We start from the raw sequence: 13,957 nt of genomic DNA, 5'->3' as shown, positions 1-13,957 counted from the left end.
GAAAAAATTTATATACAAAAATCAATTTAAAACTACCAAAATGGAATTATTAGATAGACTCAACTGGCGATATGCTGCTAAAGCAATGAATGGCGAAAAAGTACCACAAGCAAAAATCGATAACATCATCGAAGCAATTTCGCTTGCACCTACTTCAAGTGGATTACAGCCTTTTGAGGTATTTGTTATTACCAATCAAGAAATTAAAGACAAAATCAAGCCTGTTGCTTGGAATCAATCTGTAGTTTCAGACTGTTCGCATTTGTTTGTTTTTGCTGCTTGGGATACATATACAGCCGACAGAATCAATAAAATGTTTGATTTGGTAAATGAAGTTCGTGGATTTAAAAATGAAGGTTGGGAAAACTACCGTCAAATGTTATTGAGTAGCTATCCACAAAAAGATGCAGAAGAAAACTTTCAACATGCTGCTAGACAAGCCTATATTGCTTTTACAGAAGCTCTAACAGCTTGTGCTTTCGAAGAAGTAGACTGTACGCCAATGGAAGGTTTTGATCCAAATGCAGTAGATGAGATTTTAGGATTAAAAGAAAAAGGTCTCAGAAGTTGTGTACTTCTTCCTGTTGGTTACAGAAAAACTGAAAATGACTGGTTGGTAAACTTGAAAAAAGTAAGAAAACCTAAAAAAGATCTAGTTACATTAGTTGACTAATTTTTTAATCGTTTCATAGTATTGTAAAAGGTTGTAACATTTTGTTATGACCTTTTTTGTGTTTAAATATTTGGTTTGTATTTTAGCTATTATTATGCCTAACTCTATCTGTCACCCCAAAAACGACAGGTTATAGCCGTTGTCGGTGTCCCCACCGACGACCATCAAAACAACCTAAAAAAACAATCCAAATAATGAAAACAATAAGAACCAATTCTGAAAATAAAGATTTTATTGATTTAGTGAAACTCCTTGACGCTGATTTAGCTCAAAGAGATGGAGAAGACCATTCTTTTTATGCACAGTTTAATAAAATTGACACCATAAAACATGCTGTTGTTCTTTATGAAAATGACATTCCATTAGCCTGTGGAGCAATAAAAGAATTTGATACTGATTCAATGGAAATAAAAAGAATGTATACTTTATCTCAAAATCGTGGAAAAGGAATTGCTTCAAAAATTCTTTCAGAACTAGAAAAATGGGCAAAAGAATTATCTTATAAAAGATGTGTCTTAGAAACAGGACTCAAACAACCTGAAGCCATAGCACTTTATAAAAAAAATGGTTATGATATAATTCCGAATTATGGACAATATATTGGGGTGGAAAACAGCAAGTGTTTTGAAAAAGTTTGGGAAAAAAAATTCTAAAATTAGGTTTAGCGCAAATAATTAGGATAGAGATTCTGAATTATTTTATCCTTATTATAAAAAATAATGTTATATTTCTCTAACTATAAATTTTACATAAAAACTCAATAATTAACTTCCAAATCATGAAAAACCTATTTTATTTCCTTCTCATTTTTTCATTTATTTCTTGTAATGGAAATTCAGAAACCAAAACAGCTGAATCTTCTGATTTAGAGCAAAATTCTACTTCATCTAAAAATGAAACTGTTACAGAAAATACATCCACTCAAACAAATCAAGAAATAACAGAATTGAAAACAGTTGAAGATATTAGAGCCGAATATCAAAGCATTATGTCTAAAATAACGAATGGAAAAATGGATTCTACCTCTTTTGAATATAGTTGTTATGAAGAATCATCAGGTAAAGTCATTTATTTTTTAGAAAACGGACAACTGCGAATGATAAAACATGATGAAGGTTGGGAACATGGTGGAGTCACAAAAGAATATTTTTTAAAAGATAACACACCCTTTTTTATATTTGATAATACCCTAGCATGGAGTTTTGATGGAACAACAATGAATGGAGAAAGTCAAACTAAAGATAAAATAACAGAAAAACGCTTTTATATTATTGATAATCAATTAATAAAATGTCTTGAAAAAGAATTTACAATTCGTTCATCTGTTAAAAACAATCCTACTTCGGAAACAGTAGCCAATAAAGAAGTAAATTGTTCAGACCTTACAGAATTGATGAAAGATTATGAGTTAGTTTTGAAATATAAAAATCAAACAGCAAATATGGAGTGCCTAGAATAGAACTCTTTATATAAAAAACTCCAAACTACTTTCAAATGATTACAATTATTGCAAAATGGACAGTGGTAACTTTCGGAATATTTTTGATTTCAGTAGGGTTTTTAATGCTTTTTGCTCCAAAAATAGCTAGAGCAACTTTACGAAAAGCAGGAAGCACTAATTTTATAAATTATGCTGAAATTACTATTCGCATGATTCCTGCAATAGCAATGATTTTGTATGCAGATTTTTGTCGTTATCCAGAGTTTTTTAAGCTATTAGGTTGGTTTATGCTCGGAACTTCTGTTGTACTTTACTTTGTACCACGAAAATACCATCACAATTATGCAACTCAGGCAGCCAATATTTTGAAACCTCTTTATATTCGTTTGTTGTTTCCTTTTTCTGTGCTTTTTGGGGGATTTGTTTTGTATTGTGTTTTTTGAAAAAAATTAAGCTATGAAAATTAAAATTGAAGACTCAGTAGCTATCTTAACTCAGATAGTTGAAAATAAAATGGCTTCTGAAGCAAATTCATTAATAGAATCTGCTCTTGATGCTATGGTAGAGTTTAAATCTAATTACGAAATAATAAGCTGTTCAGCTGAGCCTGACGATGATGCTGATGAGTTATTAGCAGAATATGGAATATATAGTTGGAATGAAGAAGAAGAAGAAAGATTTGAATTTGATATTGTTAGACAAATTTTGCTAGAAAATGATGAGGAGTTTTATCAACTTAGAATCAAATTAAGTTATGACAAAACTATTTTTTTAGAAACTGATGAAGATGGTTTTTGGAGTATGGATTATACAGATATTCAAGAGTGGGAACAAGAGATAAAAAATACCCAAGCCTATCAAATAGCCAAACAATCAGATTCAATAAAGTACGAAATTAGTTTAGATATGACCTAAAAATAGTTCTATAATTAAAAGATACAATCTAATTACTGTTTTTGATAAAAGAATTTGGTAAAAACCAACCGATTAAAAATTCCATTTCGTCGAAAGGCAAGCTATTTTAATCTTATTCTGACTATAAAAGGCTTTATGTTTGCTATTTTGATTAAATTAGTAGTAAATTATAGCTAGAAATTATATAGCGAAACGAATAGATTGTTATAATAGCCTTTTCCATAAAAACAGTAATCCGAATGTTTGAGCGTTTAACCACGAAACTGATTGGAGGTTTCTCCCTTATTCTTATCTTGTCTATTGCAGTCAATGTGTTTGCAATTATCAAACTCTCACAGGTACAAAATGTAGCCCTTGAGATTAGTGAAAATTGGATGCCGAGTATCTATGAGATATCGACCATTAGTGCCAATACTTCTGACCACATGATACGTCAGCAGCAACATATTTTTGCCCTTTCAGAAATTGAAATGTCAGAATATGAAGGTTTGATGCGATTAGATAAAGAAAATATTACTCGTAGTGAAAAAAACTACAAAAAATTACTTCAAGAAAGAGAAGATATTCTAACTAATAGAATTGCAGACCAAAAAGAAGAAGATGATCCAGATTTGAAAGATTTAAGACAGAATGCAAATAATTTCAAACTCTTTCAAGACGATTATAAAAAATATTTAGAAGAAAGTGAAAAAATAAAACAATTATCAAGATATAATAACAAAGAAGAAGCAAAAGAAAAACTACGTGAGCGTTCATTTTTAGCTTTCGAATCAAGTAATCAAACACTCAATCAAATCATCTTTGATAACTTCGAAAATGCAAGAGAAGCAGCCAAACGAAGTGAAGAAATTTATACAGACTCTAGTCGTTTGATTATTGGATTTACCCTAATTTCAATTATTGTAAGTATTTTGGTAGCCTTATTTATTGTCAGAAACACTCGTAAACAAATTGGTGGAGAGCCTTCTGATATTGCAGAAGTAGCTCGTAGAGTTTCGGCAGGAGATTTAACAATGAAATTTACCAATACAGAGTCAGAAGACAGTATTTATTCTTCTGTAAAAAAAGTAGTAGAAAATTTAAGGGAAGTTTCCAACATTACTAACAATATTGCAAAAGGAGATTTATCAAGACAAATTGAAGTAAAAAGCTCAAGCGACCTTTTAGCTATTTCGATTAATCAAATGATTGAGAATTTTAAAAATATTATCAATCAGGCACAAGTTATTGCAAAGGGAGATTATACCGTAAATGTAAAAGAAAGAGGCGAAGAGGACGAACTTAGTGCAGCTCTACAAAGAATGACTGAAAGTTTGAGAACTAACAAAATTGAAACTTTCGAACAGAACTGGATAAAAGATGGTATCAATCAACTTGCTCAACAACTTTCTGGAAACCTTCTTTCATTGGAACTTAGTCGAAAAGCAATCAATTTTATTTCTCGTTATACCGAATCGGCTCAAGGTGTGATGTATTTGGTGGATAGTTATTCTTCTAAATTAAAACTAAATGCTTCGTATGCCTTTACAGAGCGTTCTGGTCTTTCAAATGAATACAAAATTGGAGAAGGTTTGGTCGGACAAGTGGGTTTAGAGCGTAGTCCGATTTTGCTAAAAAATATCAGAAGACAAGACATGTCGCTCACAACAGGAACAGTTGAAGAGCCACCAACTCATGTTTATGCTTTTCCTCTTGTTTTTGAATATGAACTGTATGGAGTTATCGAACTAGCTTCTTTTGAGCCTTTCACACAATTAAAACAAGAATTTTTACAACAGGCTGCCAACACCATCGTAACTTATATTTATTCTGTTCTTCAAACTGACAGAATCAAAGGACTTTTAGCTACTTCAGAAGAAGCTACAAGAAGCGCACAAGCAAGAGCGCAAGAGATTGAGCAAGCCAATGAAAGATTAGAAGTTCAACAAGGAGAATTACAAGAAAAATCAGAAGAATTGCGTCGTAGAAATGAAAGTCTGATTTCAGCGAAAGAAGAGCTAGACAGAAGAGCCGAACAATTAGAATTATCAAACAAATACAAATCAGAATTTTTGGCAAATATGTCGCATGAACTTCGAACACCACTCAATTCGATTATCATGCTTTCTAAAATGCTTTCTAAAAATGAAAAGGATACATTAGTAGAAAAAGATGTCAAAAAAGCTAAGATTATCTATAAATCAGGTGGAGAGCTTTTAAGATTAATAAATGATATTCTTGACCTTTCTAAAATTGAAGCAGGAAAAATGGTTATCAATCCTGTAGAGTTTGCCAATAAAGAAATTGTTACAGATATGAATGATTTGTTTCAAGGAATTGCTCAAGAAAAAGGGATTCAATTTCTTACAGAAGACAAAACCAAGTCATATATATATAGTGATAAGGAAAGACTCGCTCAGATTTTACGAAACTTCTTATCGAATGCCTTTAAATTTACAAAAAAAGGAGAAGTCAAATTGTCAATTGCTGAACACGATGAAGACCATTACAGATACAGCATTACAGATACAGGAATTGGAATTCCGAAAGACAAACAACAAATCATTTTTGAAGCCTTCAAACAAGCCGACGGAACTACTTCAAGAGAATATGGAGGAACAGGTTTAGGACTTTCAATTGCTAGAGAGCTTACAAAGCTACTGCAAGGACAAATTGAGCTAGATTCAGAAGCAGGAAAAGGAAGTACATTTTCAATTATTTTACCAAAACGATTAGATGAAGAACTAGCTGAAAAAGAAGACCGTGTAACAGTGGTAGTAAAAAATCTAGAAACGGGAAGAAACAAATCTTCTACTCAGAGATATTTGCCTAGAAAACTAATAAGAGAAGATGTTGAAGATGATAGAAATGATATTAACAAGAACGATAATGTTATTCTCATTATTGAAGATGAAGTTCAGTTTGCTGAAAGCATGGCAGAAGTACTGCATTCTCAAAATATAAAAGCCCTGATTGCTCAGAGTGGAGAAGAAGGAATTGATTTGGCAATGCAATACAAACCTAGTGGAATTATTTTAGACTTGGGCTTGCCTGATATTGATGGAACAGATGTTTTGAAAAAACTAAAATCCTATAAAGAGTTGCGTCATATTCCTATCGAAATTATTTCGGCTAGAGATAAAGATAATGATTTGCTTTCCACAGGGGCATTTGGTTTCCTTCAAAAACCAATAGATGAAAATGTCTTGAAAAAAGCAATGACTGATATGCTTCGTCTTTCTCATAAAAAAGTCAAAGATTTATTAGTTGTGGAAGATGACGAATCACAAATGGAAGCTATCAAAGAGCTTATCATTGGCAACGATGTAAAAGTAAAAGGTGTAAAAAATCAGACAGAAGCTATTGAAGCCATTGAGAATGGAACTTTTGATGGTGCAATTGTAGATTTGGGTTTAAAAGATGGAAGTGGACAAGAGGTGTGTAAATACATCAATGAAAATCATCCAAATATTCCTGTCATTATTTATACTGGCAAAACCCTATCACCTGAAGAAGAAACAAATCTGCGAAAAGCAGCTCAAAGTATCATCTTAAAGACTAGAGATACAGGTGAAAAATTGCGAGAAGAAGTCGCTTTATTTTTACATAGAATGGAAGAAGAGGTTGAGAAAGAAACCCCTAAACAAGAAGAAAATGAACAAAAAACACGTACAGCCGAACTTGCTGAATCTCTATTAGCCGAACTTCAAGTAGATAAAGAATTAGAAGAATTGCTTCCAAAAAGAGGAAATTCTAATAAGAATAACAAAGGCAAAAAAGATAAAAATGCTGAAAAACTAGAAGGTGATGTTCCTCCTCGTTCGCTCACTCGTAATTCTATCAATGAAGAAATGGATGGAAATGATGATGAGGAAGAAGAAGAGTACAAATCTGCTAATGAATCTATAAAAGAAGTGAGCAAGGAAGAAGCAATTAAGCTCATCAAAAACAAAACTATCTTAGTAGTCGATGATGATATTCGTAATATTTTTGTAATCGCATCTGCTTTAGAGACTTATGAAGCTCAGATTTTGGAAGCCATGAATGGTCAGCAAGCTATTGATATGCTTCGTGAAGAAGATATAGATTTGGTTTTGATGGACTCGGTTATGCCTGAGATGAATGGACTTGATGCTATGCGAATTATTCGTCAAGATGAAGATTTGAAGCATTATCCAATTGTTGCCATTACAGGAAAAGCACAAGAAGAAGACAAACAAGAGTGTTTTGATGCAGGAGCAAACGATTATATTGTTAAGCCTGTAGATTACGACCAACTAGTCTATACAGTTTGTAAATGGATTGGTAAGCGAGTTTAATACTATTTACCTAAGAATAAAATAAAAAAATCCTTTTCAATTTGAGTTTAATTCAGAATGGAAAGGATTTTTTCTTTCAATAAACCACTATCACTTATGAAAACTAAATTATATCACTCAACACTTATTTTTATAGCTCTTTTTTGCTTCTCTTTTGTAGCCTATCAAAAATATGAGGATTTTATTTCGGAGCAGAAAAAATACAAAAAAGTGCGTATAGCGTATCAAGAAAAAGAAAAATATCTGACTAAAAAATTAGCTGACAACAATCTATCTCTTCAAAATCTCAATATTTTGATGGTTGCCTATAAAGATGAAGGAGAGTTAGAAATATATGTCAAAGCAAAAACGGCAACATCCTATCAAAAATTTCTGACTTATGACATTTGCAGAAGTTCGGGCAGCTTAGGCGCAAAAAATCAACAAGGAGATTATCAAGTTCCTGAAGGTTTTTATTATATCAACCATTTCAATCCAATGAGTAGCTATTTTCTATCTTTAGGAATTAGTTATCCCAATCAAGCCGATAAAAAACGAAATCCAACAAGAAAAATAAAAGATTTAGGAGGAGCAATTTATCTACATGGTTCTTGTGTAACCATTGGATGTATTCCCATTACAGATGAATTGATAAAAGAAGTCTATGTTTTGGCTGTACAGGCACGAGCAAATGGGCAAAGCAAAATTCCAATTTATATTTTTCCGTTTCGTTTTACAAAAGAAAATAAGGAAATATTTTATCCAAAATATCAAAAACTGGTAGGATTTTGGGACAACATAAAGATAGGATATGAAAAATTTGAGAAAAACAAACAACATTTATCTTTTCAGATAGATGCAAAAGGTAATTATATTTTTGACTAATTTTATCTCAATTTTTATTCTATTACTCATTTTATCAAAACAAGAGTAGCTTTGAAACAGTTTAGTAATAAAGGATAATTTAAATTTCACCATCCTTCCTAAAACTTGTTTTAGCTATTTTTTAATCTCATTACCTTAATTTCAATACAATGAAAAACATTAATATTTACTCATTGCTAGTCTTTACTTTTGCTTTTTGTCTTTTTTCAACTGTTTCTTTTGCACAGCGAAATAAAAACCCATACAAAGACAAATCAAAAACGATTGCTATAGATGAAAAAAATGTCTATGATGCCAGCAAAGACAAAGACAGAAAAGTTTTACACCTAAAAGACACAATTCCTGCTGAAGATTTTGCTGAATTTGTAGGAAAAATAAAGGAAGTAAAAACGCCTTATGATTTGAGTGAAAAATCAAATGCAAAAGCATTTTCTCCAGTTTCGACCACTACTTATGAAAAATATTTCAATATCATTAATGGTTTGGGCGAAAGAGTTATGGTAGAACCAAAAGGAAATAATCGTTTGTATTTAATTGGAAAATTAGCTGATATGCCTGAAGGAATTACTGCACTTCTTTTTTATGGTTATGATGGATCTATTTTTCAGTTTACAAAATTAGTTACTTTTGATGAAACAGGACATCCAATTGCAGAACAAAATATGCAATATTATATCAAAGGTTCACAAGATGGTTTTACACAAGAAGAAAAAGTAACTTGTAAACTCAATGAAGACAAAACAGTAAGTTGTATGACTTATGCAGCCGAAGGAGAAGAAAAAGAAATGACAGTTAAGTCAGGCGTTATACATCAAGTACAACCAAACGGAACTATCAAAGAAGTTGGGATTGTAGATTTGGAAGCTGAAGTGGAAAATGAAGATGATAAATAACTTGTTTTTCAGCTAAGAATTTATAGTAAAATAGAGCTTGAAATTTCAAAAAATGTAGAACCTAAACGTTATTCAATCCGTTTTTTAATGGACAGAATAACGTTTTTTTATTTCAACTAAAATAAATTTTAATGCTATGAGTTCTAATAATGAAATCCTTACACTCTCTGGACTCATTCTAGGAGTTGGTCTTGTTTTGATTATTACAGTAGTGATGCTTTTTAATGGCTCTGCCCAAACTACAACAAGTAAAACTCAGAATACAGCTACAAACTCGGCTCCTGTGGAAGATATAAATACAAAAGTAGCCTCTCTTGCTGAACCTCAAAAAGCTATCGTTTTGCAAGGAAATGAACTTTTCCAAGGGAATTGTGCGCAATGCCATGCTGTTGATAAAAAAGTAGTTGGTCCTGCACTTAAAGGCGTAACTGCTCGTTGGGAAAACGAATCTGAAATCATTAATTTTATCAAATATCCTGAAAAAGTAATTACAGGAGGCAAAAATGATTATGCATCAAAATTGTATGAAGAATACGGGCAAATGATGCCAAATCATGATTTTTTTAGTGATCAACAAATACAATCTATTCTTACTTATGTCAAGTTTGAATCTGGAGAAGAAATCGCTATGAAATAAAAATTAAATATAAATTTCCTCTATTCTATCTCTATCAGAATTTTTACATTTTGGTAGAGATATTTTTTAATCTATTCTTCTTAAATTTATTCATTATGAAAAAACGAATCTTGCTTTCAACTATTTTTGCTGTTCTTCTTTTTGCAAGTTTTATCATTTATCAAAAAATAAAAATTGATACAACTTCTACATACGAGATAATACAAGATGACGAAAATTATAAAATAAATGAAGCTAGATTATTGGTTTATGAACTCAATCCAAAAGAACAACAACTAGATTTTTATTGGAAAGATGAAGCAGGAAAAAACTATGAAAACTTTGGAATTCTGAAAAAGTCATTTCAAAAACAAAATAAAGAATTAGTTTTTGCAATGAATGGGGGAATGTTTAAAAGAGATTTGTCGCCACAAGGATTATTTATTGATAATGGAATTACTCGTTTTGAGGTTGATACTGTTCAAAAAGGCTATGGCAATTTTTATATGCAGCCCAACGGAATTTTTTATTTGACAAAAGATAATAAAGCTATTGTTTCTACTACAAATGAATTTCTCAAAACAAACGATAAACAAAACATAAAATATGCTACTCAGTCAGGACCAATGCTTTTGATTGATGGAAATATTCATTCAAAATTTCGAAAAGGCTCATCAAATCTCAATATCAGAAATGGTGTAGGAATATTACCAAATGGAAATATACTCTTTGCAATGTCAAAAGAAGAGATTAATTTTTATGATTTGGCTACTTTTTTCAAACAAAAAGGCTGTAAAAATGCTCTTTATTTAGATGGCTTTGTTTCCAAAGTCTATTTACCTTCCCAAAACTGGCAACAAACAGATGGAATTTTTGGGGTAATTATAGCAGAAACGAAAACTAAATAATCACATGAAACACAATCAAAAAATTAACCTCATCAGTATTATTCTCATTCTTTTAGCTGTTGCCATGATTGTAATCGGGTTTATCTCAAAAATACTTCCTCCACCTCTTACTGGAATTGGTTTTTTAGTAATTGCTTGGGGTTTTCAGCTTTTTAAGAAATAATTTTCCAGATTATTTTAACTTTATTGGAATCCAAATTTCTTCTTCTGAGCTTTCATCTGTTGGATTATATTTTTCTCCCAAAATCTCAAAATGCTCTCTTTTATCTAATTGATAATCTGAGTTTGGTAACCATTTTTCAAAAATATATTGTGCCATTTTTGGAAAATCTTTGGGCAAACCTTTATATAAAAATACAGCGTATAGTCCACCTTCCAAAACTCTTTTTTCCATACCTTGGGGAATAACTTCAAAAGAATCTACTTCAATCATGGCACATTTTGTAAACTCTGTTTTTGGATTAAAATCTTTAAAATCTAATGATTCATTATAAATTTGAATGGAATATAAATCTGTTCCAATAGTATGTTTGATAGTTTTTTTCTGAGGCATAAAACTCTGCCATAACTCCATTGTCTTATTATTTGATAAAGACATTTTTAAAGAGTTACCAATTAGCTTTTTTGAAGGAAGGATTTTGATTTCTGGATTCATTTATTCTTTAAATTACGACTATTATTATTTTTTCTAATATCAAAAACTCAATTCGATAAATCAAGTTACTAATAAGTATCTAAAATTATTCCTCCATACAGCCAAATTAATCAAAAAATGAAAATTCTATTAGCCAATCAAATGGCTTTAGCCGACCAAGAAACCATCAAAAATGAGCCTATTTCTTCTTTAGATTTAATGGAAAAAGCATCACAGAAGGCTTTTTATTGGATTCAGAATTATTTTGCTCAAAATATTAATAGTGGTTTAATCAATACAGAATTTCATGTCTTTTGTGGAATTGGAAACAATGGTGGCGATGGACTTGTAATTGCTAGACTTCTCTCAAACTTTGCTTTCCAAATAAATGTGTATATAGTAGCTTTTTCAGATAAACGAAGTAAAGATTTTGAAGCTAATTTTGAAAGAATACAAGAAATTTCAAATATAAAGATTGTAGAAATAAAGACAGAAGAAGATTTAAAAAAATTGTCTATCTCTCAAAACAATCAAAACGAATGGATTATTGATGCAATTTTTGGATATGGATTAAATAGAGTTCCTGAAAAGATTGCAGCCAAAACGATTGAATTTATAAATCAAAATTCTAACAAAAATGTACTATCGATAGATATTCCTTCAGGACTTTTTGCTGATGAAAACCAAAGCAAGGAACAGCATTTTGATAAAAATCTGACCATAAAAGCGACCCATACACTCACTTTTCAAAGTCCAAAACTCTCTTTTTTCTTTGATGAATACAGTGAGTTTGTAGGAAATTTTGAAGTTTTGGATATTGGATTGGATAAGAATTTTATTGAGCAACTAGATTCTCAAAACTACTGGCTCACTACTCAAAAAATAAAACAAATCTACAAACCACGTACACGAACAGGACACAAAGGAAGTTTCGGACATGCGCTACTGATTGTGGGAAGTTTTGGAAAAATAGGAGCTGCACAGCTTTCAACAAAGGCTGCTCTTCGAAGTGGAATTGGTCTTTTGTCTATCCGAACGCCAAAATGTGGAATTGTCCCATTACAAAGTGCAGTTCCAGAAGCAATGATTTTGGTAGATGATTTTGAAGAACAAAAAAAGAAAAATAAGACATTTTTATCTACTTTTTCTGATGAGTTAATAGAAAAAATGAAAGATTATAAAACTATCGGAATCGGTTGTGGAATGGGTACAGAAGAAAAAACACAAAAATTATTTTTACAGATTCTGAAAACTATTGATTATCCAATCGTTATTGATGCTGATGCGCTGAATATTTTGGCTAAAAACAGAAATTATGAAAATGAGAATAAAGATTGGTTAGATTTTGTTCCCAAAAATTCAATCTTGACACCACACCCAAAAGAATTTGAACGTCTTTTTGGAAAAACACAAACACCCGAAGAAAGACACCGACTTTTAAGAAATTTAGCTAAAGAATATCAACTTTGTATTTTACTCAAAGGTTCTTTTTCAGCTTTAGCTTTGCCAAATGGAGATATTTATCACAGCTCTTTTGGCGATATTGGAATGGCAACAGGGGGAAGTGGCGATGTTCTGACAGGAATACTTACCTCCCTTTTGGCGCAAGGTTATAGTTCAGAAGAAAGTCTGTTGCTTGGTATTTTTTTACATGGAAAAGCTGGAGAATTGGCAGCCAAAAACAAATCTAGTGAATCCATGCTTCCTTCTGATTTGATTGAAGAATTAGGGAATGTTTTTAAGATGATTTTGTAACTGATTAGCGAGTGATTTATATGATAAAATGCAGGATAATACAACTGAAAACAATAATTACTAATTAATTTACTATTAAACATTTTTCTATGGAAATCAAAAATTTAAGTGAAATCAGTTTTGATAGTTTGATAGAATGCTTTTTGCTTTCTTTCGAAAATTATTTTGTCAAAATGCCTACTGACATAGCTTATTACAAACAGAGGTGGCAAACGGCAAAAGTAGATTATCGCCTTTCTTATGGAATGTTTGATAATGAAAAATTAGTTGGTTTTATCATTCATGCCATTGATGCAAGAAACTCAAAAAAAATTGCTTATAATACAGGAACAGGCGTAATTCCTTCTCACAGAAGACAAAAAATTATTCCTTCTATCTATGAATATGCTATTTCAGATTTGCTGCAACATGAAGTTGATAAATCGGTTTTAGAAGTAATTACAGAAAATGAAAAGGCTATAAAAGTCTATCAAAATGTGGGTTTTGAGATAACAAAACGCTACAAGTGCTTTGTAGGAGAAATAAACCTAGAAAATAGAGATACAACTAATTTTGAACTCAAAAAGATAAATTATTCTGATATAAACTGGTCAGAAATGTCTAATCAAGATGCTTATTCTTGGGACAATCATTTCAAGATTATAAAGAATGGAAATTATGAATATTATCAAGTTTGGAATCAAAACGGCTCAGGAAATAATCTAGAATCTTTCTTTGTCATAAATCCCATCAATAGACACGAGGGATATATCGCACAATTTGAAGTTTTACTAAATGACAAGAAATCTAAAAAACTAGCTTATCAAAGACTTTTTTCTAGTATAAAAGAATTTTCTCCCTTCATCAAAATCAATAATATTGATACAAAATGTGAAGATAAAATCAATTTTCTTAATTCTATAGGCATTAAAAATATAATTGATCAATATGAAATGGAAATGAGTATAAAATAAACAGCCT

General features: G+C 31.1%; 14 protein-coding genes. 13 read left to right on the top strand and 1 reads right to left on the bottom strand.

Translation table 11 applies throughout. From position 1 onward, the window contains the following. The first annotated feature begins 40 nt into the window (after positions 1-40). The 11 genes from V9L04_RS10305 to V9L04_RS10255 all read left to right on the top strand — a co-directional run bounded on the left by V9L04_RS10305 (position 41) and on the right by V9L04_RS10255 (position 10,771). Positions 41-673, top strand: a complete 633-nt coding sequence (locus V9L04_RS10305; RefSeq protein WP_338794008.1) for a nitroreductase family protein — start codon at positions 41-43, stop codon at positions 671-673. Positions 674-867: 194 nt separating this feature from the next. Beyond that, positions 868-1,326, top strand: a complete 459-nt coding sequence (locus V9L04_RS10300; protein ID WP_338794007.1) for a GNAT family N-acetyltransferase — start codon at positions 868-870, stop codon at positions 1,324-1,326. Positions 1,327-1,451: 125 nt separating this feature from the next. Further along, positions 1,452-2,132, top strand: coding sequence for a hypothetical protein (locus V9L04_RS10295; protein ID WP_338794006.1), 681 nt, complete (start codon positions 1,452-1,454; stop codon positions 2,130-2,132). A 35-nt stretch (positions 2,133-2,167) separates the two neighbouring features. Further along, positions 2,168-2,557 carry a hypothetical protein gene (locus V9L04_RS10290; protein WP_338794005.1) on the top strand — a complete coding sequence of 130 codons (390 nt, stop codon included), beginning with the start codon at positions 2,168-2,170 and terminating at the stop codon, positions 2,555-2,557. Between the two features lie 13 nt (positions 2,558-2,570). Then, positions 2,571-3,029, top strand: coding sequence for a hypothetical protein (locus V9L04_RS10285; protein WP_338794004.1), 459 nt, complete (start codon positions 2,571-2,573; stop codon positions 3,027-3,029). Between the two features lie 239 nt (positions 3,030-3,268). After that, positions 3,269-7,327 (top strand): response regulator, encoded by a 4,059-nt coding sequence (locus V9L04_RS10280; protein WP_338794003.1) that lies wholly within the window; start codon positions 3,269-3,271, stop codon positions 7,325-7,327. Positions 7,328-7,423: 96 nt separating this feature from the next. Continuing rightward, positions 7,424-8,191 (top strand): L,D-transpeptidase family protein, encoded by a 768-nt coding sequence (locus V9L04_RS10275; RefSeq protein ID WP_338794002.1) that lies wholly within the window; start codon positions 7,424-7,426, stop codon positions 8,189-8,191. A gap of 149 nt (positions 8,192-8,340) precedes the next feature. Then, positions 8,341-9,084 (top strand): hypothetical protein, encoded by a 744-nt coding sequence (locus V9L04_RS10270; RefSeq protein ID WP_338794001.1) that lies wholly within the window; start codon positions 8,341-8,343, stop codon positions 9,082-9,084. A gap of 136 nt (positions 9,085-9,220) precedes the next feature. Further along, positions 9,221-9,721, top strand: coding sequence for a cytochrome c (locus V9L04_RS10265; RefSeq protein WP_338794000.1), 501 nt, complete (start codon positions 9,221-9,223; stop codon positions 9,719-9,721). 95 nt (positions 9,722-9,816) lie between these two features. Beyond that, on the top strand, positions 9,817-10,608 hold the full coding sequence (locus V9L04_RS10260; RefSeq protein ID WP_338793999.1) for a phosphodiester glycosidase family protein: 792 nt from the start codon (positions 9,817-9,819) through the stop codon (positions 10,606-10,608). A gap of 4 nt (positions 10,609-10,612) precedes the next feature. Then, a complete protein-coding gene (locus tag V9L04_RS10255; protein ID WP_338793998.1) occupies positions 10,613-10,771 on the top strand; it encodes a hypothetical protein in 159 nt (52 codons plus the stop codon). A gap of 9 nt (positions 10,772-10,780) precedes the next feature. Here the strand turns inward: V9L04_RS10255 and V9L04_RS10250 are convergent, their stop codons facing one another. Continuing rightward, positions 10,781-11,263, bottom strand: a complete 483-nt coding sequence (locus V9L04_RS10250; RefSeq protein WP_338793997.1) for a GyrI-like domain-containing protein — start codon at positions 11,261-11,263, stop codon at positions 10,781-10,783. A 117-nt stretch (positions 11,264-11,380) separates the two neighbouring features. Here V9L04_RS10250 and V9L04_RS10245 point away from each other — a divergent pair, with 117 nt between their 5' ends. Next, positions 11,381-12,997 carry an NAD(P)H-hydrate dehydratase gene (locus V9L04_RS10245; RefSeq protein ID WP_338793996.1) on the top strand — a complete coding sequence of 539 codons (1,617 nt, stop codon included), beginning with the start codon at positions 11,381-11,383 and terminating at the stop codon, positions 12,995-12,997. Between the two features lie 89 nt (positions 12,998-13,086). After that, on the top strand, positions 13,087-13,950 hold the full coding sequence (locus tag V9L04_RS10240) for a GNAT family N-acetyltransferase (RefSeq protein ID WP_338793995.1): 864 nt from the start codon (positions 13,087-13,089) through the stop codon (positions 13,948-13,950). Positions 13,951-13,957: the final 7 nt, after the last annotated feature.

This window comes from Bernardetia sp. MNP-M8, from assembly GCF_037126285.1.
Lineage (GTDB): Bacteria > Bacteroidota > Bacteroidia > Cytophagales > Bernardetiaceae > Bernardetia.
The sequence above is the reverse complement of the archived record's forward strand: the minus strand, read 5'-3'. Positions and strand labels throughout refer to the sequence as shown.